The 26,974-nt window shown below is 53.4% G+C and carries 27 protein-coding genes; 11 read left to right on the plus strand and 16 right to left on the minus strand.

All coding sequences use genetic code 11. The annotated features are described in order from the left end of the window. The first annotated feature begins 6 nt into the window (after positions 1–6). Complete coding sequence (locus tag RHJ31_RS02300; RefSeq protein WP_302677222.1) at positions 7–762, plus strand: metallophosphoesterase; 756 nt, start codon at positions 7–9, stop codon at positions 760–762. Here the strand turns inward: RHJ31_RS02300 and lspA are convergent. Together lspA and RHJ31_RS02310 are read right to left on the minus strand one after the other, a co-directional pair. Further along, on the minus strand, positions 759–1,235 hold the full coding sequence (gene lspA, locus RHJ31_RS02305) for a signal peptidase II (protein WP_302677223.1): 477 nt from the start codon (positions 1,233–1,235) through the stop codon (positions 759–761). The two genes, RHJ31_RS02300 and lspA, sit on opposite strands and share 4 nt — an antisense overlap. After that, positions 1,232–2,311: an Mrp/NBP35 family ATP-binding protein gene (locus tag RHJ31_RS02310; protein WP_149820305.1), complete on the minus strand. Its 1,080-nt coding sequence runs from the start codon at positions 2,309–2,311 to the stop codon at positions 1,232–1,234. Before RHJ31_RS02310 ends, lspA begins: the two co-directional genes overlap by 4 nt. Between RHJ31_RS02310 and RHJ31_RS02315 the strand changes: the two genes are divergently transcribed. The 4 genes from RHJ31_RS02315 to RHJ31_RS02330 all read left to right on the plus strand — a co-directional run bounded on the left by RHJ31_RS02315 (position 2,310) and on the right by RHJ31_RS02330 (position 6,162). After that, positions 2,310–2,522, plus strand: a complete 213-nt coding sequence (locus tag RHJ31_RS02315; RefSeq protein ID WP_302677224.1) for a hypothetical protein — start codon at positions 2,310–2,312, stop codon at positions 2,520–2,522. The genes RHJ31_RS02310 and RHJ31_RS02315 overlap by 2 nt on opposite strands. Then, positions 2,519–4,126, plus strand: a complete 1,608-nt coding sequence (guaA, locus tag RHJ31_RS02320) for a glutamine-hydrolyzing GMP synthase (RefSeq protein ID WP_302677225.1) — start codon at positions 2,519–2,521, stop codon at positions 4,124–4,126. Before RHJ31_RS02315 ends, guaA begins: the two co-directional genes overlap by 4 nt. A 61-nt stretch (positions 4,127–4,187) precedes the next feature. Beyond that, entirely contained in the window at positions 4,188–5,993 is a 1,806-nt protein-coding gene (locus RHJ31_RS02325; protein ID WP_302677226.1) for a hypothetical protein, read from the plus strand. Continuing rightward, the gene (locus RHJ31_RS02330; protein WP_302677227.1) at positions 5,938–6,162 is read left to right on the plus strand and encodes a hypothetical protein; all 225 of its coding nucleotides are present in this window, start codon (positions 5,938–5,940) and stop codon (positions 6,160–6,162) included. The genes RHJ31_RS02325 and RHJ31_RS02330 overlap by 56 nt, the downstream gene beginning before the upstream one ends. A gap of 67 nt (positions 6,163–6,229) precedes the next feature. On the opposite strand, the gene RHJ31_RS02335 is transcribed toward RHJ31_RS02330, so the two are convergent. The 5 genes from RHJ31_RS02335 to RHJ31_RS02355 all read right to left on the minus strand — a co-directional run bounded on the left by RHJ31_RS02335 (position 6,230) and on the right by RHJ31_RS02355 (position 9,747). Continuing rightward, positions 6,230–6,988: a ChaB family protein gene (locus RHJ31_RS02335; RefSeq protein ID WP_302677228.1), complete on the minus strand. Its 759-nt coding sequence runs from the start codon at positions 6,986–6,988 to the stop codon at positions 6,230–6,232. A gap of 102 nt (positions 6,989–7,090) precedes the next feature. Continuing rightward, positions 7,091–8,440, minus strand: a complete 1,350-nt coding sequence (gene dnaB, locus RHJ31_RS02340; protein WP_302677229.1) for a replicative DNA helicase — start codon at positions 8,438–8,440, stop codon at positions 7,091–7,093. Positions 8,441–8,454: 14 nt separating this feature from the next. Beyond that, on the minus strand, positions 8,455–8,913 hold the full coding sequence (rplI, locus tag RHJ31_RS02345; protein ID WP_149820295.1) for a 50S ribosomal protein L9: 459 nt from the start codon (positions 8,911–8,913) through the stop codon (positions 8,455–8,457). Positions 8,914–9,089: 176 nt separating this feature from the next. Continuing rightward, positions 9,090–9,215 carry a photosystem I reaction center subunit IX gene (psaJ, locus tag RHJ31_RS02350; protein WP_011058244.1) on the minus strand — a complete coding sequence of 42 codons (126 nt, stop codon included), beginning with the start codon at positions 9,213–9,215 and terminating at the stop codon, positions 9,090–9,092. 37 nt (positions 9,216–9,252) lie between these two features. Continuing rightward, entirely contained in the window at positions 9,253–9,747 is a 495-nt protein-coding gene (locus RHJ31_RS02355; RefSeq protein ID WP_206200909.1) for a Photosystem I reaction center subunit III, read from the minus strand. A 344-nt stretch (positions 9,748–10,091) separates the two neighbouring features. Between RHJ31_RS02355 and RHJ31_RS02360 the strand changes: the two genes are divergently transcribed. The 5 genes from RHJ31_RS02360 (at position 10,092) to RHJ31_RS02380 (ending at position 15,114) form a co-directional block, all read left to right on the plus strand. Beyond that, positions 10,092–11,261, plus strand: a complete 1,170-nt coding sequence (locus RHJ31_RS02360) for an adenylate/guanylate cyclase domain-containing protein (protein WP_302677230.1) — start codon at positions 10,092–10,094, stop codon at positions 11,259–11,261. Between the two features lie 237 nt (positions 11,262–11,498). Continuing rightward, a complete protein-coding gene (gene psbU / locus RHJ31_RS02365) occupies positions 11,499–11,903 on the plus strand; it encodes a photosystem II complex extrinsic protein PsbU (RefSeq protein ID WP_302677231.1) in 405 nt (134 codons plus the stop codon). A gap of 31 nt (positions 11,904–11,934) precedes the next feature. Beyond that, entirely contained in the window at positions 11,935–13,575 is a 1,641-nt protein-coding gene (gene nadB / locus RHJ31_RS02370) for an L-aspartate oxidase (protein ID WP_302677232.1), read from the plus strand. Positions 13,576–13,616: 41 nt separating this feature from the next. Continuing rightward, complete coding sequence (locus tag RHJ31_RS02375; protein ID WP_302677233.1) at positions 13,617–14,825, plus strand: MlaD family protein; 1,209 nt, start codon at positions 13,617–13,619, stop codon at positions 14,823–14,825. Positions 14,826–14,928: 103 nt separating this feature from the next. After that, positions 14,929–15,114 carry a hypothetical protein gene (locus tag RHJ31_RS02380; protein WP_302677234.1) on the plus strand — a complete coding sequence of 62 codons (186 nt, stop codon included), beginning with the start codon at positions 14,929–14,931 and terminating at the stop codon, positions 15,112–15,114. An 83-nt stretch (positions 15,115–15,197) separates the two neighbouring features. Here the strand turns inward: RHJ31_RS02380 and RHJ31_RS02385 are convergent, their stop codons facing one another. Genes RHJ31_RS02385 through RHJ31_RS02400 form a run of 4 tightly spaced genes read right to left on the minus strand, consistent with a single transcriptional unit; the run spans position 15,198 to position 22,072 of the window. Next, entirely contained in the window at positions 15,198–15,881 is a 684-nt protein-coding gene (locus tag RHJ31_RS02385) for a hypothetical protein (RefSeq protein WP_302677235.1), read from the minus strand. A gap of 10 nt (positions 15,882–15,891) precedes the next feature. Beyond that, a complete protein-coding gene (locus RHJ31_RS02390) occupies positions 15,892–17,721 on the minus strand; it encodes a hypothetical protein (protein WP_302677236.1) in 1,830 nt (609 codons plus the stop codon). Between the two features lie 27 nt (positions 17,722–17,748). Then, on the minus strand, positions 17,749–20,949 hold the full coding sequence (locus tag RHJ31_RS02395; protein ID WP_302677237.1) for a tubulin-like doman-containing protein: 3,201 nt from the start codon (positions 20,947–20,949) through the stop codon (positions 17,749–17,751). 55 nt (positions 20,950–21,004) lie between these two features. Next, a complete protein-coding gene (locus tag RHJ31_RS02400; RefSeq protein WP_302677238.1) occupies positions 21,005–22,072 on the minus strand; it encodes a hypothetical protein in 1,068 nt (355 codons plus the stop codon). 128 nt (positions 22,073–22,200) lie between these two features. Between RHJ31_RS02400 and RHJ31_RS02405 the strand changes: the two genes are divergently transcribed. After that, positions 22,201–22,734, plus strand: a complete 534-nt coding sequence (locus RHJ31_RS02405; RefSeq protein WP_206200915.1) for a tetratricopeptide repeat protein — start codon at positions 22,201–22,203, stop codon at positions 22,732–22,734. Between the two features lie 109 nt (positions 22,735–22,843). Here RHJ31_RS02405 and RHJ31_RS02410 read toward each other — a convergent pair whose 3' ends face one another. The 5 genes from RHJ31_RS02410 to RHJ31_RS02430 all read right to left on the minus strand — a co-directional run bounded on the left by RHJ31_RS02410 (position 22,844) and on the right by RHJ31_RS02430 (position 26,968). Beyond that, entirely contained in the window at positions 22,844–22,960 is a 117-nt protein-coding gene (locus RHJ31_RS02410) for a photosystem I reaction center subunit VIII (protein WP_149820283.1), read from the minus strand. Positions 22,961–23,010: 50 nt separating this feature from the next. Next, positions 23,011–23,478: a photosystem I reaction center protein subunit XI gene (locus RHJ31_RS02415; protein WP_302677239.1), complete on the minus strand. Its 468-nt coding sequence runs from the start codon at positions 23,476–23,478 to the stop codon at positions 23,011–23,013. Positions 23,479–23,640: 162 nt separating this feature from the next. Beyond that, entirely contained in the window at positions 23,641–24,813 is a 1,173-nt protein-coding gene (gene moeB, locus RHJ31_RS02420) for a molybdopterin-synthase adenylyltransferase MoeB (protein WP_302677240.1), read from the minus strand. A 70-nt stretch (positions 24,814–24,883) separates the two neighbouring features. Continuing rightward, positions 24,884–26,236 carry a DUF3370 domain-containing protein gene (locus RHJ31_RS02425; RefSeq protein WP_206200918.1) on the minus strand — a complete coding sequence of 451 codons (1,353 nt, stop codon included), beginning with the start codon at positions 26,234–26,236 and terminating at the stop codon, positions 24,884–24,886. Between the two features lie 9 nt (positions 26,237–26,245). Beyond that, positions 26,246–26,968 carry an SIMPL domain-containing protein gene (locus RHJ31_RS02430; RefSeq protein ID WP_310828515.1) on the minus strand — a complete coding sequence of 241 codons (723 nt, stop codon included), beginning with the start codon at positions 26,966–26,968 and terminating at the stop codon, positions 26,246–26,248. Between the last annotated feature and the right edge of the window lie 6 nt (positions 26,969–26,974).

A 26,974-nucleotide genomic window follows, 5' to 3' on the forward strand; every position in this document is an offset into this window, starting at 1 on the left:
ACGAGAGTGGGCGATCGCGGAGCATCTCCAGAGGACAGTCGCCTAATTCTGATTGGGGATGTCCACGGTCACTATGAAGGCCTGTGCCGTTTACTAGATCTCGTTTCACCTCGCGTGGGCGATCGCCTGTACTTTCTTGGCGACCTTGTGGATCGAGGGCCGAGTAGTGCCGCTGTCGTGGAATTCGTGCGTCAGTGTGGCTATGGTGCTGTGCGCGGCAACCACGAAGACATGATGCTCCTCACCTTTGAGAATAAACAAATCAATCCAGCGCGGCTCTTTGTCTGGTCGAATAGTGGTGGGGATGAGACCCTTGCCAGCTACACCTCCACAGAGTTGCTTTGGCAGCACCTCGACTGGCTGCACAGAGTGCCTTTTTATCAGGATTTGGGAACGGTGTTTATCGTCCATGCGGGGCTTGATCCAACACTGCCCTTAGCACAGCAAACTAGTAAAGAGTGCTGCTGGATCCGTGAGCCGTTTTTAGGCCACCCCACCCCCTACTTTGCGGATAAAACGATTGTGATTGGCCACACAATTACCTTTACGTTTCCCGATGTCCAAGCAGGACAAATTGTGCGGGGTGCTGGCTGGATAGACATTGAAACCGGTGCTTATCATCGCCGCAGTGGCTGGTTGACGGCGCTGGATTGGACGAATCAATGGGTCTATCAAGTGAATGTCCTCTACGGCGGTACCCGCCAAGGGGAACTGGAAACATTCCTTGTGGATTTGGCAGATTTCTCTTGGAGCACGAGCTAGCGCTGGCGCCATGCCGACCACAAAAGACACGCAATGCCGATATTAATGGCAATATCCGCCACGTTAAAGACGGGAAATTGAATCCAGCGAAAATCCAAGAAGTCAACGACTTCGCCCGTGAGAAAGCGATCAATGCCATTGCCTAAGGCGCCACCCAGTAAACAGCCATAGCCCACTTGCTGCCAGCGATCTAATCTCGGACCGAGCACCGCCCAAGTGATCAGACCCAAGCTCACGATGAGAGACAGCCAGCGCAACCAGACACTGCCATTGGCAAAGAGGCTAAAGGCCGCCCCAGTATTTGTAACGTAGGTAATGTGAAAGACACCGGGGATAATGGGCGTTGTTTGCGGCGGTACTGTTAGGGCATAGGTGGCCACAATCCATGCTTTCGTCAGGCGATCGCTAACTAAGGCGAGGCCAGTCGCCCACCAAAAAAGGGGATTCTTGATCTTGAGCCGCTTACTGCTCATCCCACAGGACTAAGGGCGGCCACTGAGACCCGTGCCGCCACCTGTTGGGCGATCGCCCGTAGGGCTTGCGCCGAAGCAGACTGCGGATCCGCAATGAGAATCGGTTGACCCAAATCTCCCCCTTCCCGCACGGGCAATTCCAAAGGCACCTGTCCTAAAAGGGGTACACCCATTTCCGCTGCCAAGGCTTCGCCACCGCCACTGCCAAAAATGTCATAGCGACGATTGGGCAAATCGGGGGGAATAAAGTAGCTCATATTTTCCACTAGCCCAAGGACTGTGACTCCCAACTGCTGAAACATCCGCAATCCCCGCCGCGCATCCCCAAGGGCAACGGGTTGGGGCGTTGTTACGATCACTACACCTGCCATTGGTACCGCTTGCGCCAGTGTGAGTTGGGCATCCCCAGTGCCGGGGGGCAAATCCACAATCAGATAGTCCAATGCGCCCCAATCGCTTTGGTAGAGAAATTGGCGAATAATGCCATTGAGCATGGGACCGCGCCAAATGACCGGCTGATCACGATCAATCAGGAAGGCCATCGACACCACTTTCAAACCATGAGCTACCGGAGGTAACAGGACATCGCCTCTGGCTTCCTTGCGCACTTCGACAATGGCATCCTCTAGCCCCAGCATCGTGGGAACATTCGGCCCATAGATATCCGCATCAATAATGCCAACGGCAGCCCCCGCTTGGGCAAGGGCAAGGGCTAAATTCACCGCAACGGTACTTTTGCCGACCCCCCCTTTACCACTGGAGACGGCAATAATGTTCTTGACTCCTGCTACATCGGTGCGATCGGGCAGGCTCTTTTGCTGCGGCGTTTCAGCGGTAACCGCCACTTGCACATCCATCACCCCCGGCAGAGTAAAGACGGCCTTCTTGCAATCCTCAACAATAAATTCCCGTAGGGGGCAAGCCGGGGTTGTCAGTACCAGTGTAAAGCGAACCGTGCCATCCTCAATGGCAACATCGCGGATCATGTTGAGTTCCACTAGCGATCGCCGTAACTCGGGATCTTCCACAGGACGGAGAACGGCCAACACAGACTCAACAGTAAGGGGGGCACTCATGCAGGTGATTCGTTACATTCGCTACTTAGATAGCGATCGTACCACCGTTGGGCAGATTCCTCCGCCAGCCACAGCAGCGATACAGCCAACGATGCAAGCCAAGACCGCTCTCAGACGGGATTACACCCCCATTTGCCTACACCATATTTCAGAAAAGGGCGGTATTCTGGAAAGTATGAGCCATTTGGGATCAGAAGGATTGCAACGTTGACTCACTCCACCCTCCACCAACCCGCCACAGCCGCCGGCCAAGGCCTGCAACGCCAACTTATTGTCATTCTTGATTTTGGGTCGCAATACTCCGAACTTATTGCCCGCCGCATTCGTGAGACCCAAGTCTATTCCGAGGTCATTTCCTACCGCACCACTGCTGAGCAACTTGCCCAATTAGCCCCCAAGGGCATCATTCTCTCCGGTGGCCCCAACTCCGTCTATGACGAGAATGCTCCCCAATGTGATCCAGAAATTTGGAACCTCGGCATTCCCATCCTTGGTGTGTGCTATGGCATGCAACTGATGGTGCAACAGTTGGGGGGAACTGTGGAGCGAGCCACCGCTGGCGAGTATGGCAAGGCAGCGCTCTTTATTGACGACCCCACGGATCTGCTCACGAATGTTGAGCAAGAAACAATTATGTGGATGAGTCATGGTGATAGCGTCACCGAGTTACCCCCCGGTTTTCGCGTCTTGGCGCATACCCACAACACGCCAATGGCAGCGATCGCCCATCCAGAGCGGAAACTCTATGGCGTTCAGTTCCACCCAGAGGTGGTGCACTCCGTGGGCGGTATTGCCCTGATCCGCAACTTTGTCTATCACATTTGCGATTGTGAACCCACTTGGACAACGGCTGCCTTTGTCGAAGAAGCGATCCGTGAAGTGCGCGCCAAAGTGGGGGACAAACGGGTACTCCTTGCCCTATCGGGGGGGGTGGATTCCTCGACACTGGCCTTTTTGCTCCACCGCGCCATTGGCGATCAACTCACCTGTATGTTCATTGACCAAGGGTTCATGCGCAAAGGCGAACCGGAGCGACTCCTCAAGCTCTTTCAAGAGCAGTTTCACATCAAGGTGGAGTACGTCAATGCCCGCGATCGCTTCCTTGCCCAACTGGTGGGCGTCACAGACCCCGAAGAAAAGCGCAAACGCATTGGCCATGAATTTATCCGCGTTTTTGAAGAAGAGTCGCAGCGGCTAGGGCCTTTTGACTACCTTGCTCAGGGCACGCTGTATCCCGATGTCATTGAATCGGCAAATACCAACATTGACCCGCAAACCGGCGAGCGCGTAGCGGTGAAAATCAAGAGCCACCACAATGTGGGCGGTCTGCCGGAGAACCTGCGCTTTAAGCTGGTGGAACCCCTGCGCAAGCTCTTCAAGGATGAAGTGCGCCAAGTGGGGCGATCGCTGGGTCTGCCCGAAGAAATTGTGCGGCGGCATCCTTTTCCCGGTCCCGGTTTAGCGATTCGGATTCTGGGGGAAGTGACCCCGGAACGCCTAGAGATTCTGCGGGATGCGGATCTGATTGTGCGGCAGGAAATTAACCGCGCCGAGATGTACCACGACTTTTGGCAAGCCTTTGCGGTGTTGCTGCCGATTCGCACTGTGGGGGTAATGGGCGATCAGCGAACCTATGCCTATCCAGTGGTGCTGCGGTTTGTCACCAGTGAAGATGGAATGACCGCTGATTGGGCACGGGTGCCCTACGATCTCCTCGAGCGCATTTCCAACCGCATTGTCAACGAGGTGCCGGGGGTGAATCGGGTGGTCTATGACATTACCTCCAAGCCACCGGGAACCATTGAGTGGGAATAAATTTGCCAGAAAGGGGAGCGATCGGTTTAACTGGGAGAGATGCTGGTGTGAGTGATGTGGCATGAATGGCAAATGGACGCTAGCCCTTGGCTTTAGTGCAGGTGTATGGCTGCCCCTCGCGGCAACGGCGCAATCTAGCCCGCCCCAATGGCAAATTGAGGCTCGGCCAATAACTCACCCCACCTTTGAAGTGGCACCAACGGTGGAAGCACTGCCCCAATGGCAAGCCGTTCCCGAACCTAGGGGCGATCGCCCGTGGCAGCCAGCAACGCCAGAAGAACTGGCGCAACCCATTTTGCCCCCTGTAGCTGAGCAGGCACCGACACCCGTCATTGCCGAGGAACCCCAGTATCGCATTCCTCCCTTAATGCGTCCGCCCACCCGTCTCTTTAACTTGGAGACCGCCAATATCCTGCCGGAGCAAACCCTTGAACTACGGGGGGGAATTCGCAACTATGATCCCCAAGTGGCTGGGGGCGGCGGCGGTCTGCAAATTTTCTATGGCTCCATTGACTATGCGATCAATCATCGCTTACAAGTGAGCTTTAGTGGCAATTACTACGACGATCCCTTGGGACGCTTGGTGAAGGGGCTACAGCCCGACCTTCAGTTTGGGGCGATCGCTGCTGGTCTCAAATATCAAGTGCATCGCGGCGAGAATCTATCGGTGGCTGTGGCTGGCTCCCTAGAGGCAGTACGGGTGCGATCGGACAATTTCCTCTTTGTGCCGGGTGCTGCCCAAGCAGGTACTTGGACGGTTGCCGCCTCATTGCAAGCGCCAATGACCTATTCCTTTAATCCCCAGTTGCAGTGGCACTTTACGCCCAACCTCACCTATTTTCCCGACACAGTGAACAAGGGAGGAGAATTTTACGGCACGAACTTCAACTTTGGCACAGGCATCAGTTGGCAGCCCCATCCTCGCTTTAATCTTTTTGCCGATGTCAATATGCCCGTCGGTCCGGGGGGCAATGCCGTGCGCAGTAGCGATGGCGCGATCGTCAACCTGCCCGTGTGGAGTGCCGGTGTGCGCTTTCTAGTGAACCCTTCAGTGAGTATTGATTTGGCAGCCACCAACGCCTTTGGCATTACACCTGCAAGTCGTACCTTGGCTTTTTTGCCCGGTGCGGATCAAGTGGGTGTCATGGCGGGATTAAGCTATACCCCCAATATGGGGCCTGATTTTGCGCCACCCTTTTTGCCCAGTTTTCGCAGTGGGCCTCGGCAACCCCTCACGGATCGCGATCGCCAGCTTTTACTTAATGGCCTCACCCTTACCTCCCCCAGCACCCTTGATCCGGGGATGCTGCACCTGCGGGGCAATAGCGGCACCACAGGAACCGGTTTTCAGGTGGGCTTTGGTCTTGCCTACGATGCCCAATTTGCCATTGCCGTTGAACAGTGGGAACGCGGCGAAACCCTCATCGAAAACATCAACTACAGCGGTAACTTGCAGTTGGGGCTAGCAGCGAAGTTGCGTTTCCTCGATCAGGCTCAAGGGGATCCCTTTTCTTTGGCCTTTCAAGGCTCATTTAATCGTGGCATTAAGCAGGGGGGAGGTGGCAGTCGTTCCCTAGGCGGCTTGGAACTGGCCTTTATGTATGAGCCAACCAAGAATGTGGCACTCCTGTTGAATCCCAAGTTGGGCATCTTTAGTCCCAGCCAAAAAATCGTCGGTGGTGTGGGGGTCGGCCTCAATGTTGAGGTAGTCCGCAACCTCCAATTTATTGCCGAAGCCACGCCGGTCTTTGGGCAAATGGGGGTCTATAGTGCCGGCTTGCGTTACGTCGTGCCCCAGTGGGGACTAGGCATTGATCTCTTTTATTGCCGAAGCCACGCCGGTCTTTGGGCAAATGGGGGTCTATAGTGCCGGCTTGCGTTACGTCGTGCCCCAGTGGGGACTAGGCATTGATCTCTATGGATCAACGGCAGTCGGCAGCAGTATTCCCAATGCAGGTCTTGTCGGTCAGGGGTCGCCGGGGGTGGGGGTCAACCTCCATTGGCTGTTTGGCGGATCGCGGCCACAGGAGAATTAAAGTCATGCAAACTCAATAGTTGTTAGTCCCCCCTCAAGCGCAATGAAGGGGAAGCAGGGGCTAACACCTAACTGCCGTAGATGCCTTTATCATCCCGTTGGAAGAGGCGTTTGATGTGCTCCCACGCCTTAATGAGGGCATTTTTTTCATCGTTGGACTCCTTCAGCGCCTCGTTGTAGGCTTCGACAAATTTAGACTGAGCGGCCTCCGAGAGATCTGCGCGTACCTCTGGGGAAATATCCTCTGGCCCAGACAACTGCCCCTCAGGCTGACGCGGAATTTGCATCTCCGTAATGGCTGCCTCTTGACCGCCAGCGGATTGCAATAGGAGAAAAATCTCGCCGGCTTTGTCCTCAGGGACTTCAACGACCAGCAAAAATTCACCTGCCTGTACCCGCGTTTGATAAATGGCAGCTTTGTCCTGCGGCATCCCCAAGGAAATCAGTGCGGATCCTAGGCCGGCGCCCAAAGCACCATAGAGCGCACCACTGGTCGCCCCCAAAAGGGCAGCCGCCAGAGGGCCAGCAGCAGCCACAACGCCAATAAAAGGAATAAACAGAACGCCGACTCCGGTCAGCAAACTCAGCAGTGAACCAAACACCGAGCCATAGAGGGCACCCGTGGTGACGCCATCCAAAATAATATCTTTCTTAGTAATAAATCCACTAATGCGGGCTTCAGACTGAAAATTGCGGCCAATGATTGAGATATTTTCCTTGAGCACACCGCGATTCAAGAGTCGTTCGATCGCCTCTTTGACTTTGGCCTCTTCCTTGAAGGTGGCCGAGACACATTTTGTTGCTGGTTGAGCAAAAGTCGTACGCATTGATGGGTTTCCTCATCAGGACATGACCCCAGTATAGATACGAGCAATTATCGTTGACACCGAACCTCCAAGGTGAGGAAACAGAACGCTCTCCCCACTCGACTAATCGCGGGCAAGGTTTTCAAAGCGAGTGTATTGGGGGTCAAAGAGGAGCTTGACGGTGCCCACTGGGCCATTGCGGTGCTTGGCAATCAGGAGTTCACAAATGCCGCGATCGGGGGTGTCAGGGTTGTAATATTCATCGCGGTACAGCAGAATCACTAAGTCGGCATCCTGTTCAATAGAGCCGGATTCGCGCAAATCAGACATCAGGGGGCGTTTATTTTGCCGTGATTCAACACTGCGGCTGAGTTGGGAGAGGGCAATGACAGGGACATTGAGTTCCCGCGCCAGTCCCTTGAGGGAGCGGGTAATTTTGGAGAGTTCCTGCACCCGACCTTCGGTAGTTTCTTCGCCACCCATTAGTTGCAGATAGTCAATCAAAATGAGGCCGAGGCCATTGGGATGCTCGGCATGGAGACGACGGGCAGTGGAGCGAATCTCCCCAAGGGTGGGATTGGGAGTGTCGTCAATGTAGATGGGCAGTTGCGAGAGAATACCGATCGCCCGACTCAGGGGTTCCCACTGGTGTTGGCTAATGCGCCCCGCCCGTAAATAGTTGCTGTCAATGCGGGCTTCGCTGGCAAGGAGACGTTGCACCAGTTGCTCCTTGGACATCTCAAGGCTGTAGATCGCCACCCCCAGATTATGAATTTCGGCAATGCGACGGGCAATCTGTAGGGCGATCGCCGTCTTGCCCATTGAAGGACGACCGGCAATGATAATCAAGTCCGATCGCTGGAAGCCTTGGGTCATGTTGTCCAGATCATAGAAATTGCAGGATAGGCCCGGCTGAATATGACCGATCGCCCGCTGCTCCAATTCCGTAAACGTGCGGGTAAGAATTTCATCGGTGCGGGTCAATCCCTGCTGAATCCGATCCTGCGTCACACTAAAGATCTGCTGCTCGGCCTGATCCAAGATCACATTCAATGAGAGGCTGTTATCGTAACCCAGCTTCACCACATGGGTACCGGCTTCAATAAGCTTACGGCGCAGGTATTTTTCCTTGACCAAGAGGGCGTAGCGATCGATATTGATCGCGCTCACTGTGCGCTCTACCAGTTCCGCCAGCTTGGTGTGCCCCCCAACTCGTTCCAATAGCCCCTGATCCTGTAGCCAAGCGGTAACGCACAGCAGATCCGTGGGGCTGCCGCGACTGTGGAGCGAAACCGCTGCCCGATAGATCTCGCGGTGGGCACTGAGGTAAAAGGCCTCAACCGGCAAAATATCCACCACGCGGTTGATGGCTTCCGGGTCTAAGAGAATACCCCCCAAGATCCACTCTTCCGCTTCGAGGTTCTGGGGGGGAATCAGTTGGCTATCGAGCTGAAAACTTGGCTCCTGAACCATCAAGGAGGCTAGCCCTAATCAGCAACGACTTGGATATTGAGTTTGACACTCACTTCGGGGTGAAGCTTGATTTCAGCCGTGTAGGTGCCCAATTTGCGAATCTCAGGCAGAATCATTTCACGGCGATCAATGGTTTCGCCGGTAATGGCTTGGATGGCATCGGCCACATCTTGCGGTGTAACGCTGCCAAAGAGCATATCTTTTTCGCCCACGGGCATTGAGATGGTAATGGTGGCCAGTTTTTCGAGGGTGGCTTTTTGTTTTTCAGCAACGCCTTTGAGTTCGGCAAGCCGCTGCCGTTCTTTTTCTTGGAGCCGCTCTACGCGCCGCAGGGCACTGGGGGTTGCTGGCTCGGCAATCCCTCTTGGAAATAGGTAATTACGGGCATAGCCGGGGGCGACTTCGACAACTTGACCCATTCGCCCGAGTTTATTGACGGTTTCATTCAAGACAACTTGCACCCGCTTTGCCATGGGGATCCTCTTTCATTGAACTGGATGGGTTAACAGCAAGCGTCAGCGCTGGTGGCTACGGCTGCTATTTTAGGACAAATAACTATTCTATAGCCTCTCGGCAGCAATTGCGACAAAAAAAGGGCAGAACGCTGTTCCACCCTTGTACCGAGTTTGTTCCAAAGTTAAGGGTTCACTTAGAGGGGATGGAAGAGCAAGTCGGGATAGAAACGATTAAACTCAATCAAAATCCCAGCGGTAATCGTCATCCAAATGGCGGCCAGCACGGGCGCGGTGGAAAGATAGGTCAAAAAGTGTTTCATGGTACGTCGTCCTTATGACAGTCAACAAACAGTGAAGCTAGCGAGGGGAAACGGTGATTTCGTTGTCTTTGGCGGTGAGTTCACCCGATGCCAGCTCCTTGAGGGCAGCCAATGGCCAAGCAAACCCCGTGAGCATGCATTTGATGGCAAGGGGCACATCAATAATGATTTCTTTTTCATTGGCCTCACCGCTGTTGCGCACAGCAATCAAGTAGGCGCGACCCACCCAACCAATCCAGCCGGCAATGTACAGGAAGAGCACACTGGGAATGAGAAAATCACCGGCACGGCTGAGGCGACCATCCACAACGAGGTGGGGCAAACCATCTTGGCCGCATAGGGCTTGGCTGTAGCGCTCAAACCGTTTTTGACCGGAGGCGGGATCAGCGGTGGTATTCACAGCAGCGGCAGCACGTTTTTGAAAGGCAGGAGAATCTTTGCAGGGGACGAGTCCTGCCACATCAGCGGCGGCTAGAGGGGTAAAACCTAGCCACAGGGTCAAGACAAGGAGTAGGGCTAACAATCGACGCATGGAGTGTTGTCCTCAAATGCAGACAGGTCAAAGTGCATTCACGGAGAGAGCAATCCCTCCCAAAGCTGCCATCATTTTAGCGGATGGGCTTCAACCCAACCCTAGGGGAAAGGTTAATAATTTTTACAAGCATAAAGGCTGACCTAATGCTTCCTCTGGCGATCGCTCTATGGTTAATCGCTGCTGCACAGACGGTGTCTATTGAGGCAGACAAAGCTCCTTTGCTAGACTGGATCTATTGCTGGATTTGACTTTGAAACATCTACACATCGGTGGCGCTGGGGGGAGAGCTGACCCACTGTAATTTCTCAATGATGAAAAGTGTTTCTCCTATTTTACCCCCCATGGATGCTGACCTGACGTTTAACTTGCCCGACCAAAAGATCCTCGAGACCTTACCTGCCCAACAGTTAGTGGCGATTATTTTGCGTCAGCAGCAAATTATTAATCAACTCCGCCATACCCTCTCGCAGATTCCCGGCGCCCCTGAGGTCGTTCACCCTGAGACCCCACCCCCCTCAGAACCCCATCTGGCACTGGTGAGTGAGGACACGGTTTGTTATTTTCCCTTGACAGGGGGGAACTGCTGGACCATTGGCCGCAGTGAAGACAATTCCATTGTGCTCAGCGATCGCTGGATGTCACGGAACCATGCCATGATTCAGCGCATGGGACAGGGGGAGTTTTATCTCATTGATCTCGGCAGTCGCAATGGCACGTTCGTCAATGGTCGCCGCGTCAGTATTCCCGTTGCCCTGCACAATGGCGATCGCATTACCTTTGGCCAAACGGAACTGGACTTTTTTAACGAACCCTTTGCCTCCCTATTTGCCGAAAATGCCACTCTGTCTTTGCCTCAATCCGAAGGCTCCTCCACAGCACTGCTCCATGTCCGCCGCCTGTTGACGGTTCTGGTGGTGGATATTCGTGACTTTACCAAGCTGACGCGGCAACTCGAAGAGGAGCTACTGTCGGAGCTAATTGGCACGTGGTTTCATCGGGCGGGCGAGATTATTCGTCAGTACGGCAGTTGGGTTGATAAGTACATTGGCGATGCGGTCATGGCGGTTTGGATCCACGAAAGCGAGGAGATTGGCTATCAAGAAATTTGCCACACCCTCTCTGCCTTAGAGGATTTACGGCTGATGACAGGAGAACTGCACCAGCACTATCCCTTGCCGTGGCCACTGCGCATTGGTTCTGGTTTGAATACGGGCTATGCCATGGTGGGTAATACGGGGAGTGGCGATCGCCCCGACTATACTGCTCTGGGAGATACCGTTAACGCCGCCTTTCGCCTTGAGAGTGCCACCAAAACCATTGCCGCTGATCTGGCTATGGGGGCAACCACCTACCACTACCTTGTGCAGTCTTGTCCAACCGTTGTCCCCTTTCGACCCCAAGTGCTGAACCTCAAGGGCTATGATGCTCCTGTACCCGCCTATGTGGGCAGCTTTGATGACCTCCATCGGTTCCTTGCCCAAGCCATCAAAGGGAGGGACACCCTGCACTAAACACCTGAAAAAAGGGATTAAGGGACGGCCTCCCTCTGATATTATTGAATCACCTGTAGGGGGCAGTCTAGACATCAGTCTATTGTGGGCGTGATGCCTCAGTTTCCTCTGTCACCCTGCTGGCGATCGGCTACCGCCGCCTGCGCTCGCTGTGCGATGTGGTCAGTTCTTTGCTTTGACTCTTAATGAACCGCTGTTTTTTGTAATGACCTGTGAGATTTGGGAGGTAAAGGAATTATGCAACGTTTGGGCCGCTGGCTAGCACTGGCTTACTTCGTGGGCGTTAGCCTGTTGGGCTGGATCAACTGGAGTGCCCCAACCTTGGCGGCAACTGCATCCACCGAGGAAGAACTGGTCAATGTGATAGATGAGAAACTTGGCACTGCCTATGGTGAAAAAATTGACCTTAACAATACCAACATTGCCGCCTTTATTCAATACCGGGGGTTATACCCAACCCTAGCTAAGTTAATCGTTAAAAATGCCCCCTACCAATCCGTTGAAGATGTCCTGAATATTCCCGGCTTGACGGAGCGGCAAAAGGAAATTCTGCGGGAAAACTTGGATCACTTTACGGTGACCGAGGTGGAAACGGCTCTCGTTGAGGGTGGCGATCGCTATAATAATGGGCTATACAAATAACTACCCTCATTAGATCAACTTTGGGTTAGCGTTGACTCCCGCAACTTCTGGATTTGATGTCTTAATCATTGGCAGTGGTGCTGCGGGTCTCAGTGCTGCCCTTGCCCTTCCCCCTAGCTATCGCATTGGCCTGATTACCAAAACTGACCTTCGACAATCTGCCAGTGGCTGGGCACAAGGCGGTATGGCTGCGGCCATTGACCCGGCGGATTCTCCCCTACTCCATGCCCAAGATACCCTTGCTGCGGGGGCTGGCCTCTGTGATCCAGTGAGTGTCCAGTTTTTGGTTGAGCAGGCACCGGCACAGGTGGAGCGGCTCTTGGCGATGGGGGTAGCTTTTGATCGCGTGGGCGATCGCCCGGCTCTGACCCTCGAAGCGGCTCATTCTCGTCCTCGGGTACTTCATGCCGCTGACACCACAGGTCAAGCCCTGATTACAACACTGCTCGAACAGGTCACTGCTGCACCCCATATCACGCTTCTGCCCAATAGCTTTGTCTTTGATCTGTGGCTAGAGTCGGGGCGATGCTGTGGGGTGTGTCTGTTGCGTCAGGGACAACTTCAGTGGCTGCGCTCGGGGGCAGTTGTTCTCGCCACGGGGGGCGGCGGTCAAGTTTTTGCCCAAACCACGAATCCCCCCTTAAGCACTGGCGATGGTGTGGCAATGGCATGGCGGGCAGGAGCACACATTCGGGATGTCGAGTTTTTCCAATTTCATCCCACCGCTCTTGCCGTTGAGGGAGCACCGCGATTTCTGATCAGTGAAGCAGTGCGCGGTGAAGGGGCACATCTCATAGACCACACAGGGCATCGCTTTGTGGCGGACTACCATCCTGCTGGCGAGCTGGCACCACGGGATATTGTCAGTCGCGCCATTTACCGTCACCTTCAGCAGAGCCATGCCCCCCATGTCTGGCTGGACTTACGACCGATTTCTCGCGATCGCCTGCACTACCGTTTTCCGAAAATCATTGCTGTCTGTCGGCAGTGGGGCATTGATGTTGAACAGCAACCCATTCCCGTGTCTCCAGCAGCCCATTACTGGATGGGAGGAGTCGTCACCGATTTACAGGCCAAGACCAGCCTTCCCGGCCTCTATGCCGTTGGTGAAGTTGCCAGTACTGGTGTCCACGGTGCCAATCGCCTTGCGAGTAACTCCCTTTTGGAATGCTTTGTCTTTTCAGCTCAACTGGCACATCTGCACCCTCAGCCCCTTCCCTTGGCGGTGTCCCCTGTTAGCCAGCAAGCCCTTGAAATTGAGCCAGTGAGTTTTCGGCAGTGGCGCCAAGATTTGCGGGAACTCCTGTGGCAAAGTGCTGGCATTTGTCGCGATGCTCCCACGCTGATGGCCGCTCTTTCCCAAGTGAAGGAATGGCGCCAAGAATTGCTGGCTCATCCGATTGCGATCGCCCTTCGTGAACTCAACCCCAATCACTGCTATACCCTCAGCAATACAGCCGCCCAGACAACTCTTTGGGAATGGGGCGAGCTACGCAATCTCTTGGACATTGCCTACTTAATTCTCAAAAGTGCCCTCTTTCGGGAGGAAAGCCGCGGAGGCCACTACCGTCAAGACTACCCCCAACCCGATCCCAATTGGCAAATGCACACCCTAATTTGGGGAGAGCACTGGCAAAAAGCGGCGATTCAAGGCGTCCAGAGTAAACTATAGTTGCTATAGATTCCAAAAATTTTTTGCGGTGATCTATCCCTATGATGCAGTCACGGCGTGTGCAGGAAAGTTTGGTGGGTCTGGTGATCCTTGCGGGCTTAGCCACATTAGGGGTCGGCCTACTCTGGTTGCGGGGCAACCTTGCTGGTACCAATAGCTACACCCTTGAGGTGGAATTGGATACAGCACCCGGCTTAGCGGTGGGGACACAGGTGCGCTATCGCGGTGTCCAAGTGGGTCGCGTCACGGCCATTGGGTTTGACGCCAATGGTGTCCAAGTGAGTGTGCGCGTCAATAATGTGTTGATTCCCCGTAGTGCTGTACCGGAGATTCGCCAGTCGGGCTTTATTGGTCAGGCTTTCTTGGACTTTACCCCCAAGGAGCGAGTACCGGAGATTCCCGAGGGCGTCACTGCCTTTGCCCCCAAGTGCCAACCAGACTTAATTTACTGCAATGGCGATCGCGTGACGGGCGTCCGAACAGCCAGCCTCGAAGACCTCATACGGGCAGCTACCCGCTTTACCCTAGCGCTGGAAGAATCAGGGATTATCAATAACGCCAATACCCTCATTCTGGGCGCAACCCGCACCGTCAATCGTGCCGATCAATCCCTAACGAAGGTGACCACTGCCCTCGATAGTTTCAACGCCCTCAGTAATGAAGCCCGTGCTGAACTACGGAATTTTGGCACAGCCTCGCAAGCGGTGACCCGTGCGGCCAACCAGATCAGTGAAATGGTTGAGGTCAACCGCAACACGATTAACTCCGCCTTGCGCAACATTGATGGCGCGGCCCGCGATCTGAGAACCACGCTTCATGCCCTTCGTCCCCTGACCAAGCAGCTGGAGCAGGGGGAATTATTGGCCAATTTGGATGCCCTCATTAAAAATGGTGCTGAAGCAGCAGCCAATCTCAATAAAGTCTCTGGGACACTGAGCAGTCCTATCATTATGCTGTCGATCGCCCAAACCCTAGATGCAGCACGGGCAACATTTATCAATGCCCAAAAACTCACGAATGACTTGCTCAAACTCACGGGCGATGAATCGTTCCAGTCTGATTTGCGACGCCTCATTAAAATCCTCAGCCGCCTACTGGCTTCGAGTGAGGAGCTTGAGCAGCAATTCTTGGCACTCCATGCCACTTCCCTAGGAGAAACTCAGCCACCACCCCCCAACCCTGCCCCGAGTCCAAGTGGGGCGGCAACGCCCCCCAAAGAGGAAGAAGCTGCCACGACCACTGATCCTTAGGTTGGCAATTGGTTGAGCGGGCGGTTTCTGTGCTACCCATACAGGTAAAGCGCACTTCGATACGACGCCGGGAAGCATCTGGATTGCGGTTTGCTGGTGCGAGTTGACCATTGAGCAAGTAGAGCTGCCCCGCAGAGTAAGCGCGAAATTTCAGGCCAGCCAGTTGGGGTTGTTTTGCTTGCACCTTGCGCAGTTCGTTGGCGATCGCCAGTGCCCGCATCAGGCCGAGATCAGCATTCGATCCGGGGGTCAAGCGGTTCAATGTATGGGTGGCTACCGCCTGCTCTAGCAAGGCAAGGATTGGCGTTTAGTACAGCCCTTTTCCAAAATATCCCGTGCCCAATCCCGACGTAAAAATCCGTAACGTTGATTTTAACGAGCTGTTCGGGTTTCTCCTGTGCGGGTAAAGCGCACTTCGATACGACGCCGGGAAGCATCTGGATTGCGGTTCGCTGGTGCGAGTTGACCATTGAGCAAGTAGAGCTGCCCCGCAGAGTAGGCGCGAAATTTCAGGCCAGCCAGTTTGGGTTGTTTTGCTTGGGCCTTGCGGAGTTCGTTGGCGATCGCCAGTGCCCGCATTAGACCGAGATCAGCATTCGAGCCGGGGGTCAAGCGGTTCAATGTATTACTGGCTGCCGCCTGCTCTAGCAATGTATCGAGATTACTGCCACTGCCTTGATTGGGCTGGCCGTCGGTATGGCCAATGATTTCCACGGTGTCAATACCATACTTTTCACGGGTATCCATAACCATTGAGGCTAAATTTACCCAAATGTATTGGCGAAACGGTTCAGAGAGTTGCGCACTGCCCGCAGGGAAACGAAATTTTTCATTATCTGGAATAAAGAGAATCGGCGGCGGTCCTTGGACAGTCTGTTGGGTTTGAAGCTGTTTTCTCAGTTCATTCACTTGTTTTTGATTAACAATCATAAAAATCATCATGAAAAACGTGATTAAGCTCAAAATCAGCAAGCTGCCAGACATCAGATCCGTGTAGGACATCCAAGGGTTGAAGTCCTCTGATTCCTGTTGCCAAGAGCGACGGAGTGGGCGCATAGACAATTACCTAAGTTTGCGTGGGAGCGGGTGTAATTTTTTGGGAGAGAGTCACCAAGTTGCCATTGATTTGCTCAAGGGATTGAACGGCTTTGGTCATTGATTGGCTAGAGTCTTGGCTGTGTTTCTTCAATTGGCTTAACTGCTCGTTGACCACTTGGGTAATTTGATCCGTCACTTGCTCTAGGCACTTCTCAAGGGCTTTGATCTGGCTCTGGCGATCGCCATCGCTTGCGGAGCGTTGCTTGCGATAGTTTTCAAAGCTATTTCTGAGAGTTGTTAACTGGTCGGTGAGGGATTTATATTGCCGATCCAACTGCTCTGTGACACGGGAAATTTGGTTTGCGGCTGTACTCAGTTGTTCGACATGGGAGGTATTCTTCCTCAAAAGAGTGAGCAACTGCTCTTGACTGGTTTTGTTCTGCTCAATAATATTGGACACTTCCGTGCAAAACTTGCTAACACCAAAACGCACTTGCCGCAGTTCCTCATTCCCTTGGAGGAGGTGTTGGCCAACATCATTACTAAGTCGCTCCATAGAGCGCAGCATCGTTAGGAGTTCCTGTTGATTTTGGCTCAGGGTATTTTGTGATCTTTGGGCGATCGCCAGCAGTTCCGTCAGTTGATCTGCGACTTGTGCCAGTTCCGTGGACTTCTGCGCCACTTGCCGATTCACCTGCTCAATCTGGTTGACCAAGCCCAAAACCATGTCGTGAATATGTCTAAAGGTGGTCGTGGTGGTGCTGAGATCGCTGGCAATTTCCTCAAAATTCACGTGGGTGCGATTGACCCGCTCTAGGGTTTCTGAAACCTTGGTGGTCAGGGCAATCACTTGACTATTCAGTTCTTGCGATCGCGCCGCCGCTGTCGTCAACTGATCAATAAACTGCGCAAGTTGCTGTGTTGCCGTACTAAATTTCTCCGCAAACTCGCTATTTTCCAATGTCTGCACTGCGGTCTGAAAGATATTTGCCCCAGACACAAGATTGCCCGCTGCGTTATCGATTCTGGCAAAGACCCTCTCCGCTAGCTCAATATTCCTGCTGTACATTTGCCTAAGATTGGCCAATTCCCGCTCGAGGGGTTCTCTAATTGCGCTAGTGACAGTTTCATGGAAGTTCTCTAAAAAGATAGAAAAGTTGTCATCAATGGATTTAATCAACCGTCCAGTGGGGTTTCGTTGTTCACTAGCTAGTTCATGATCCAGATACAGTTCTACAGCTGTGAAAAAGTGCCGCCGTGCCAAAGTGGTATTCCAAATAGAATTGATAAAGGTTAGCAAAATTCCCAGCGAAAGGCTGACCAAACTCGACACAAAGGCCAGCGCCATTCCCCGCAGCGGCTGACGGAACCGAGTGAACAATTCCTGAATCACAACATTCTGTTGGGCAGGATTTTCCCCTTGAAGGGCAGAAATATCCAGTGTTCCCAAGTTGTCGATGATGCTAAAGACATTGATCGTGATTCCCAAAAACGTGCCCAGCAACCCAATCGCAATCAGTAAGTTGGGGGTTACCCGTGTCAGGTACTCAATTTGTTCTAGGGACATGCCCCACAGCCGTTCTTGGCCAAGCATGTAGTCCACCAAGGTAACTGTATTGATCTCGTCGTACTTTTCTAAGCAGCGCGTCATCCGCTGCCGCAGGTTCTGAATGAGAACGGGCGCTTGTGTCGTCTCACTGGCCACAGCCCACTGCCAGCGGATAAACTCCATTAACCGTAAAAAAAGGCGCCACCGCAGCACAGCACTCATAAAGGCAATGAGGATCGGCGTGCCAATAAAGAGTTGGAGGATGGGCGAACCCTGCACCTCTTCTAGAAACAGGCTAAACAGCTCCATTCTTTTTACCTCAGGGAAAACAATGCGTTATTGCTCTAGTTTGTCTTGATCATCCTCATCTGCCGCGTCAACATCTTGTTGCTCAGGGGGTGGTGACTGATTGAGTAGGCGATCGCTCCGAGTTGTACCCGAGGTCAATGTTCGGCTCCAGCGATCCTCAATGCGTTTGTCCAGTTCCTCAATCAACTCCTCAAGAATGCCCTTTTGGGCAATCTCCGTGAGACCTTGAATCTCTGTCCCTGCCACAATTGGCACCATGGCAAAGTTAATGTGATCGGGTGGATAGGCGCGAATTTCCTCAATGAGTGTCATCACATGTGGCCGATAGTCCTTTTGCCATTGCGGGGGATTACTCACTAGAAGCTCAATTACCCCATTCAGTTGTTGGTGAAGGACATCTGTTAATGTCATGGTACGTTGATCTTGGTTGCGAATCTGCACCCAAGTTAATTGATCAATAACGACTGACCAATCATTCCCAAAGGTAATTTTCCTGCCCTTGTTTTTAGGATCAAAGACAAGATTATCGCCCTCTAGGGCAAACATTCTCAAGCCGAGGCACTTAAAGAACAGCTCCTGCACTTCCCGCACCACTTCTGGCGGGGGCGGCAAAATATCCGTGAGCGTAATCGTTTTATTGGTATGCAGGGCGTCAAAATTGCCCGCGTCGCCTCGGTTTTCGTAGGCATACTGGAAATTCTTGGCCGTCAAATCATTGATCAACCGCAGGGGAAAGCCGGCATACTCCGTCATGAAAATCACTTGATGCTGTTCTGACGCCGGCAATTGCACCCGCTGTGCATTCCCCAGTATCCCTGTTTCCGTCAGCAGTTGGGTAAAGGCCTGCACATAGGCATCCTCTGTGGGGGGTTGGTGATAGGCAATGAAGACCGTTCGCTTATGGGGGGCGTTGTTAAAATAGCCGTCATTAAGATTCAGAGGCAGCAGAATGTCCGACTGATTCTTCAGCGATGTTAAATACGCAATCAACTGCTCGCGGCTGCCCATTTCCATAAAACGCTGAATTGCCGATCCCCGCAGTGCCAGCATCAAGGTCGAAATCCGTCTGTCCACCACTTGATCAAGGGCAATGGGAACTTCCGCTGTAAACTGGGGTTTGAGGAAGCGTTCTAAGCTCGGTGGCGCCTCTGTGCTGACAACCACTGCTTTTTGAATCACCTCAGTAGAAAGCTGTTCCAGAGCCAAGCGCCGCTCCCCTTCCTTGGGGGGCAACACCGCATTAATCGCATTTTCGGTGTCTTGGGGATTGACAATGGGCAAGCCAATTCGCTCTTGAACATTGACTTCCGAGAGCTTTTCACCCCGCCGTTGCAGTACGAGGATATTTTCTTGGATGAAGTTGCGTAACTGCACCAACTGGGCAATTTTTTGATTCGTAAATACAATCAGGTCTTCTGTAGCCACCCGGGCTTGACGACTCACCTGCGATTGGTAATTTTGGCGAGCGAGGGTCAGCACTTGATCCACAGCCACCCGAAAGGCAGTTTGAATTTTTGCCGTTTTGCCAAAGGGAAGAAGCTGCCCCTGAATTGCCTGCACCTCATTTTGCAGTTGGGTAGTGATATTGCGCAGTTCCGCATCAGCATTTTGGGGACGATTCGCCTCGTATTGAGCACGGACACGCTCGAAGTTAGTCTTGAGTCCCTGTAGCCAGTTAATGGCATTGTCGAGGCCAAAGAATTGGTGATCTGGTTGCAGGATTTGCTCTAGAAATTTTTCAATACTGGCTTTGATGTCATTGGTCACGTCTGACGTGTGCTCAACAATTGGCGTGAGCCAAACCCCCCGTTCTTTGCTGTTCTCTGCAGGGCGCACATAGTTCAGCAGTGCCATGGCATTCTGGGGAAATTGCGTTTTTAACAGATCTTGTTGCCCACGGGATTGGGCTGCACTAATTTGACTATATTGATCGTTGCGCCAGCGTTCTAAATTGGCACTTAGCGTTCCTCCCTGCACGGGGACTTTTTCTAACCGTTGTTTCAGCAGTTGCCCTAGATCATCCGTCCCCCAGTCAAATTGACTTGTATAGAACTGCTGCATTTGGCTGTTAGTGGGGGCTTGACCAAGACCATTTTTCCAGAACTCTAACACTTGAATTTTGATTTGGTTGGCGGCCAGCAAATTGATCTTGTCTTGGGGGAAGTAAATGCTCGCCAGTCCAGTGGCCATGTAGCGCTGGCGATTTGGGCGGGGGTGTTTATCGTATTCTTCGGTGGCATCAATGGAACGCAAATTGTCACGGGCAGAGATTGCAGCGGCAGCCGTCGCACTACTACTCAAAAAGAGGCAAATTTTCTGAGCAATGGTGTTGGCGATTTTGCCCTTGGCGTTGGGATCCGTTGGGGGAATGATGAATGTGCCGCCGGGGGTGGCGTTGGACATCAAGTAGATGTAGTCGTAGGGCGGGCGAGACTCCCCTAGACGGCGTTCGCCGGGGTATTGGGCATTAAAAATGGTGCCCTTGCGGGTGTAATAGTCCAATTCCTTGAGGGCAGCGTAGCAGTTGGCCTTGACGACATCGTTGCCACCGTAGAGATCGGGACTGACGACAAAGTAGCCGTAGGTTTCAAAGTTGGGCACACTTTCGGCAAAGAGCCGCCGCAGAATGTAGCCGATATCGAGAAACAGGCCGCTACCGGTACCGCCGCACAGGGAACCCGCCACAAAAACCCGTAACCCCGGCCTGACTTCGATGCCACGGGCAATCAGGGCACCCGCATCAGCACCAACCACACGGCCATGGGCTAAGTTCAAGGTTCTCACCACCCGATCATAATTTTTGAAGAGGGCAAAACGACCCACTGCCCTCACGGCACCTGCTCCCTGCTCAATGGCGCTGAGGTTGCGAATCAGTTGATCGGGAAACCATTCAAGGATATGGTCGTCGGAATTTTGCACATAGGTATTTTTTTTCCGCCGTTCGTAGTTCTGCTTAAATTCATTGACTTCGTTGAGGGAAACGCGGATATGGACTTCCTCAGCCGGGGTAAATTCAATGCTTTGGCCTCGGTAACTGGGAATGGGCCCCCCGCGATCGGTATCAATTTGCACAAAACTGACGATGGGTAGATCGGCCAAGGAACCAAATTCTTCAATGATATTTTGGCGAATGCGTACCAGAACATCTCGCCCGGTGCCCCCTAGCCCTACGCAGATAACGGGCATAACGGTCAAATTATTGTTTTCTGCGGTATCTGTGGTAAACATCCAGCCCCCTATGAGTCTGCTGCTAAACGAAAGAGATCAACCTTAAGGAATCACTTTATAGGGTTATCCTGATGATTTTATCCTTGTATGCAAGGAGAGCAAAGCTACGCTGTTTAGGAATGGTGATCGAGCCAAAGATTGGCTGACCATCACAGGTGAGTTCTCCTGATTCTAGGGCATGAATGATCAGGTTTTGATCTCGCCGTTCAAGGATGGCGATCGCCATCATACTGGGCAAAGGCACCACCAAGAACGTACCAGCGACACTACCGCCGACACCAATTTTTTGGCCATGCTTGAGGGCAAAGCGATACTCTTGATCCCCCACCTGAACAGTGACAGACCAAGGAATTTGCTGCCGCAGCCAATGCACAGCGAACCACAAGCCAGCCCCAAGAACCAACACCCCCAAGACACTCGCCAGCAGAATCTGCCACCCCAGTTGTCCCCGAAGATAGGCGTCCACTAGACAGATGTCGCCGCCGCCGGGTTTAGGGGTACAAAATTCCTGCACTGTGGCTGGCACATCGACAACGGTTAGCTGAAAGTTGCCGGGCTGAATACTGCGCTGCTGCATTGGTAGAGCCGCAAACCATTGGCTGCGCTCTTGGGCTTCTGGGGTATCGGCTAGACCACAGACACTATTGGGGACTTCTATCCATTGATCCGCTTGCCCTTGGGGAAGGTTGAGGGGAGCATCCGTAATCCAAATCACCGACTGGTTTTTGATCGGTTGCTGATTGTGGAGGCGGTCTTGGTTGAGTTGCGCCAAATAGCGATAGACAAAGAGTTCGGCACACATAATATCGGTACCCTGCTCAGTGCCGGCATTCATGGGCACCGCTTCTAAAATTTTGGGAATATCCACAGACCCTTGGTATTCAAAGACCACGGGCGATCGCACCGTCATGGCAAAGGGCAGAATATGAACGGTGTCCCCCTTGGTTAAGGTTTTTTCAATGATCTGCCGTAGGTGGAGCCGCCCTGGATCATTGAGGCCGACACTTTCCGTGAGGTCGATCGCCAGCACCACATCCCGACCGCCCCAACGCCCAACCCACGCCAACCCGTCCTTTTGCTGGGGGGTGAGGGGACGATTGCCGGGAACCACAGGTGGATTCATAGTCAGTGGCTTAAATTGCGAGATTTCTAGGGTTAAAGGGGTCGCCTCTGTTTATCATAGACCTAAGGAATAAATGCGTAGAGCCTCAATTTTAGAATGATCGGTTGTTACTGGGGATACGACTTACCATGGAGAATGCCTTACCTGCGGTTTATTTAAGTGTGTTGATTATTCTACTCGGCGTCTCAGCTTGGTTTGTGGTCAAACAAATCCTCAAAACCCGCCGCATTGAATCTACTTTGGCACGCCTGCAACGAAAACTCAAGCAGGAACCAGGGACCACTCAAGAATACTTTGAACTCGGCAGCATCTACCTGACAAAGAAACTGGCCAGTCAAGCGATTCCCCTGTTTCAAAAAGCCCTGAAGGCGGCTGAAAGTGAAGGTGAAACCTATGTGGCTCCCATCTACAATGCCCTTGGCTATGCCTATTTCATGCAGGAGCAGTATGATCTCGCAATTCGCCAGTACAAGGAGGCTCTGAAAAATCAGCCTGAGTACATCACGGCTGCCAACAACCTAGGCCATGCCTATGAGAAAAAGAATCTAGCCCAGCCAGCCCTTGAGGCCTATCAGCACACCCTGAAATACGACCCCAACAATGCGATCGCCCAACGGCGGGTGAATTCCCTGAAAAAACGGCTGAGTGGCGCGGCGGCTTGAGGATCCCTCGCCAAACAAAAACTGGTTAACAATAAAAAACTGGCTAGGACATTCCCCAACCAGTTCGCAATTCACTCTGTGTATTTAGCTGGATAAGCTACCCCTCGGTTTAGGCGTCTCCTTCGATGTAGAGGAACAGCAACCCCATCACCACCGTGGGCATCAGCCAGCACACTACGGGAATAAAAATCCAAGGCAAAAAGGATGCAGCGTAAGATCCCATCATAATCAGCGGTTCTCCTTCTGGGTGATCAAAAGTAAAGTGTGACCAAGGCCCTAGTTAAAGAGGCCGGTCATGATGCCATCCACAACAGCAAAGTTTTCGAGGAGGAAGAAGGCAACAAAGGCACCACCCATAGCCCCCACAAAGAAGCCAGCCGTAAACTGACTCCAACCCTCACCGGTTTTCAGGGGATCGCTGCTGCTGCCACCCTTTTGAAAACTCACAAGGCCATAGGCGGCTAGGCAAGCTGTGGCAATCAAAATCAGGGCGATACCAGAAATCAAACCGCCCAAGTTGGCCACATCGGAATCCCGCAAGGGACCGAGCTTGACCCAAGGACCAATGACAAAGTAGCCGTGAGCCATCCCTACTTCTAGCCCCCGCAGGATGGGCGAGAGGCCTTGACGATAGGCGGGGAGATTGCCAATAAAGGTCTTGACTAGGCCAGAGTCAGAAATGGGTGTAGATAGGTGACCGATAAAGGGATCACCATTGTATGGCTTAACCAGTTCTTCTGCCATGATTTTTATTTCCCTAGCATTCCGTCATGTCCGCGCACAGGCACGAACCTAAGTGGTTATTCTAGGCAAGGGCGGGCGATCGCGCGAGAGAGAGCGTTCATCTCTTTAAGAAAGTTCATGTATCGCAACATCCCCTTACGCAGCCCCGCCCTCAAGTTGGGGTTAGTAGGTGGGTACGCTGGGATCGACTTCCTGACTCCAAGCGTTGATGCCCCCTTTGATATTGATCCCCTCAATGCCAGCCTGTTTCAGTATGCCCAAGGCTTTGGCAGAGCGACCCCCCATCTTGCAGTGCACCAAGAGGCGATGGCTATTCACCAGATTGCGGATTTTCTCCACACCGGGGCCATTTTCAATCTCCGAGAGGGGAACGAGTACAGCGCCGGGAATCCGAGCAATTTCGTACTCGTTGGGGTTGCGCACATCCACAAGAACGTAATCTTGGGCACCGCTGTCCATGAGGGCTTTGAGTTCCTGGACGGTCATTTCGGGAATTTCTGCCATTTGGGCGGCCTCCTGTGCTTTGGCTTGGCGAATACCACAGAATTCTTCGTAGTCAATGAGCTTGTCAATGACTGGCCGTTCGGGGTTTGGGCGCAGCTTGAGTTCACGGAATTTCATCTCTAGGGCGTTGAAGAGCAAGAGGCGGCCACTGAGGGTTGTGCCTTTGCCAAGAATAATTTTAATCGTCTCCGTGGCTTGGATGACGCCAATAATACCCGGCAGAATCCCAAGAACGCCCCCTTCCGCACAGGAGGGCACTAGGCCCGGTGGCGGCGGTTCCGGATAGAGATCACGATAGTTGGGGCCGCCTTCATAGTTAAAGACCGTGGCTTGGCCCTCAAAGCGAAAGATGGAGCCATAGACATTGGGCTTATTCAGGAGCACACAGGCATCGTTCACCAAGTAGCGGGTGGGGAAGTTATCGGTGCCATCCACCACAATGTCGTAGTCCGCCATAATCTCAAGGGCATTGGCGGCGCTCAAGCGAGTTTCGTAGAGATCCACTTGGCAGTAGGGATTGATCTCAAGGATGCGGTGCTTCGCCGATTGAATTTTCGGCTTGCCCACCCAAGAGGTGCCGTGGATCACCTGCCGTTGCAAATTGGAGCTATCCACCACATCAAAATCTACAATGCCAAGGCGGCCAATACCGGCAGCGGCGAGATAGAGCAGCAAAGGCGATCCCAATCCACCCGTGCCAATGCAAAGCACGCTGGCAGCTTTGAGGCGTTTTTGACCCTCAACACCCACCTCTGGCAAAATCAGATGGCGGGAATAGCGTTCATAGTCGTCTTTCGTGAGTTCAATCGTAGAAAGGTCTGGATTTAGCATGGTAGCCCTTCATAAAAAATGTGGCTGATCTAACCCGATCAGCAAGGGTGAGGGGATTTTCTTATTTTACTTAGGGGCGCGACAGAGGATCTGCCAAGGTTTCAATTGTCAACACTTGCGGGGGGGTGGCATCCGGCGGATAGAGCAGGGTGAACTGTACCCAGCGGATTTCTTGGGGTTGTAGCGTGAGCCGCACCAGATCGTCCCCCTGCTGGCCTTGGCGTTGGACAAGGTGAATGATCCGACTTTGGGGGGTGCCTTGATCATCGCGGAAGCGCAATCGGACACTGCCTCGGAAAAAGATGCGGTTGGGTGGTTCAGCAAAGAACCGTAAGCCCCTGGCGGGGGCGTCGAATTTGATGGGGGTTTGGAGGGCAAGGCGCAGGGTCTGGGGGCGATCGCTGGTGTTTTGTAGCGGTAGCACCAGATCATATTCAATGCCATAGTTGCCATGGGCAGCATAGGCCGTATCGGGATAGCGCACCACGAGGGGAGCCGTTTGCACTTGTCCTGTGCCCAAGCGCCCTGCCACTAACGAACTAATGGGATAGGAGAAGGCGGTCCCCGCGGCGGGAATCGGAATTGGTTGTTGTTGGGGATTGTGCCAGCGGGAGCCAAGGGCGACACCCGCCACTCGGCCATAGATAATGCTGCCCCCTTGATCGGGGGGGGTGGGGGCGCGATCGCGGGGGGTGACCAATTCCCCTGCCGTCAGTGTCTGCTGCCATTGCTCTAGGGTCGGCGGTTCATTGCCAAAGCGGGCTAAACTGGCGAGGTAGAGGTTGCCACTACTGCGGGCACGAATCAGCAGCGAACGGCCATTGAGGGGGGGGTCGAGTCCCTTGACCGGAATCGGTAAATTGGCGATCAGGGCATAACTGCGCGGGGGAATCATGATTTGTGCGGGCCATCCCGATTGCCGCCGTTGTCGCAAAATATCCAGCATGACGCGATCGCCCGGACCAGCAAAAACTTGGCCGAGATCATTGGCCTGCTGGTTGGGCAGAGGACGAAAGGGCGCATCCGGCTGACTCAAGTAACTGGCGGCATGGATCAAATTCACCGTTACCGGTTCAGAACTGGGGTTGTAGGCGAGAATCCCTAGGTAGAGGGTCGTGAGATCCTGCGGGTCGAGGGGCTTCGCAATATGGTGGGCAAAAATATCAAAGCGATCGCGAAAAGCAAAGTTCAAGTGGGCACTAGGAGTTGCTTTGCCCTCTGGCGGAAATGTGGACAGGAGAATCCCTGATCGCTGCACCACCTCTGGGCTATTGCTATTCAACACAGGCACCCGATCAAGGGCACCCGGCAAAGGGAGCACTTTTTGCGGTTTTTCAATTGTTGCCGGCGCCTGAGCTAGCACTGGGGAAATGACAACCAAGGCCGCACCGCTCGCCAACCACCAACGGAAATCAACAGACATTACCGAGACCTAGTAGCTCATTTGCAGCGTTACACTCGCCTCTACCTGTAATTCCCCGGACACCACAGGGGTGCTATCGGCCATGTTTGCTGCGCGAACGGCAAGGGGTCTTGGCGGGGGTGCCGCCTGATTAATTTGAATGCTCACCACTTGGCGCGGTTGGAGATTGAGGGCACTGAGTACCGCTTGGGCTTGACTTTGGGCATCTTGGGTCGCGCGCTGCAGGGCAGTGCGTTGGGCAGCGGCAATCGTCGCCTCTGGTGCGGTGAAGCTAATATTGTCAATCGTGGTTGCGCCAGCTTGGACAGCAGCATCAAGAAGGGACCCTACGCGATCGCTAGCAATGCGAAAACTCACCGTATTGCGCCCGATATAGCCCACCAGTATCCGCTGATTGTTGGTGTACTGATAATTGGGACTGAGGCTCAGCCCCGTGGTTTGCAGTTGACTGACTTCCCGTGCCCGCAGAACCGCCAAAACGGCATTGGCTCGCCGCGCCACCTCTTGCTGTACCTCTTGAGCCGTGCGACCTTGCACCTCGACCCCTAGGCTGACTTGGGCAAGGGTTGCTGAAATGGCTTCTGTCCCTCGACCTGTAACCGTCAGGGTACGTTGGGCTTCTTGGCTCACGGCGGGTCGCTCAGCAACCACCACAGATCCCCCAACAAGAAGCGCGGCAAGACTGAGGGTATAAAAAGGCGTTAACGGATGTTTCACAGCGGTATTCACCACAGCTCA

Origin of the sequence: Thermosynechococcus sp. JY1331, assembly GCF_031583475.1 — a bacterium.
Taxonomy (GTDB): Bacteria; Cyanobacteriota; Cyanobacteriia; order Thermosynechococcales; family Thermosynechococcaceae; genus Thermosynechococcus.

Excerpts from the sequence above, each read along its gene's own strand:
- lspA (WP_302677223.1), bottom strand. The coding sequence starts at position 1,235 with ATGAGCAGTAAGCGGCTCAAGATCAAGAATCCCCTTTTTTGGTGGGCG.
- RHJ31_RS02315 (WP_302677224.1), top strand. The coding sequence starts at position 2,310 with ATGCAGGTGATTCGTTACATTCGCTACTTAGATAGCGATCGTACCACC.
- RHJ31_RS02310 (WP_149820305.1), bottom strand. The coding sequence starts at position 2,311 with ATGAGTGCCCCCCTTACTGTTGAGTCTGTGTTGGCCGTTCTCCGTCCT.
- RHJ31_RS02325 (WP_302677226.1), top strand. The coding sequence starts at position 4,188 with ATGAATGGCAAATGGACGCTAGCCCTTGGCTTTAGTGCAGGTGTATGG.
- RHJ31_RS02335 (WP_302677228.1), bottom strand. The coding sequence starts at position 6,988 with ATGCGTACGACTTTTGCTCAACCAGCAACAAAATGTGTCTCGGCCACC.
- dnaB (WP_302677229.1), bottom strand. The coding sequence starts at position 8,440 with ATGGTTCAGGAGCCAAGTTTTCAGCTCGATAGCCAACTGATTCCCCCC.
- rplI (WP_149820295.1), bottom strand. The coding sequence starts at position 8,913 with ATGGCAAAGCGGGTGCAAGTTGTCTTGAATGAAACCGTCAATAAACTC.
- psaJ (WP_011058244.1), bottom strand. The coding sequence starts at position 9,215 with ATGAAACACTTTTTGACCTATCTTTCCACCGCGCCCGTGCTGGCCGCC.
- RHJ31_RS02355 (WP_206200909.1), bottom strand. The coding sequence starts at position 9,747 with ATGCGTCGATTGTTAGCCCTACTCCTTGTCTTGACCCTGTGGCTAGGT.
- RHJ31_RS02360 (WP_302677230.1), top strand. The coding sequence starts at position 10,092 with ATGGATGCTGACCTGACGTTTAACTTGCCCGACCAAAAGATCCTCGAG.
- psbU (WP_302677231.1), top strand. The coding sequence starts at position 11,499 with ATGCAACGTTTGGGCCGCTGGCTAGCACTGGCTTACTTCGTGGGCGTT.
- RHJ31_RS02375 (WP_302677233.1), top strand. The coding sequence starts at position 13,617 with ATGATGCAGTCACGGCGTGTGCAGGAAAGTTTGGTGGGTCTGGTGATC.
- RHJ31_RS02385 (WP_302677235.1), bottom strand. The coding sequence starts at position 15,881 with ATGCGCCCACTCCGTCGCTCTTGGCAACAGGAATCAGAGGACTTCAAC.
- RHJ31_RS02390 (WP_302677236.1), bottom strand. The coding sequence starts at position 17,721 with ATGGAGCTGTTTAGCCTGTTTCTAGAAGAGGTGCAGGGTTCGCCCATC.
- RHJ31_RS02395 (WP_302677237.1), bottom strand. The coding sequence starts at position 20,949 with ATGTTTACCACAGATACCGCAGAAAACAATAATTTGACCGTTATGCCC.
- RHJ31_RS02400 (WP_302677238.1), bottom strand. The coding sequence starts at position 22,072 with ATGAATCCACCTGTGGTTCCCGGCAATCGTCCCCTCACCCCCCAGCAA.
- RHJ31_RS02405 (WP_206200915.1), top strand. The coding sequence starts at position 22,201 with ATGGAGAATGCCTTACCTGCGGTTTATTTAAGTGTGTTGATTATTCTA.
- RHJ31_RS02410 (WP_149820283.1), bottom strand. The coding sequence starts at position 22,960 with ATGATGGGATCTTACGCTGCATCCTTTTTGCCTTGGATTTTTATTCCC.
- RHJ31_RS02415 (WP_302677239.1), bottom strand. The coding sequence starts at position 23,478 with ATGGCAGAAGAACTGGTTAAGCCATACAATGGTGATCCCTTTATCGGT.
- moeB (WP_302677240.1), bottom strand. The coding sequence starts at position 24,813 with ATGCTAAATCCAGACCTTTCTACGATTGAACTCACGAAAGACGACTAT.
- RHJ31_RS02425 (WP_206200918.1), bottom strand. The coding sequence starts at position 26,236 with ATGTCTGTTGATTTCCGTTGGTGGTTGGCGAGCGGTGCGGCCTTGGTT.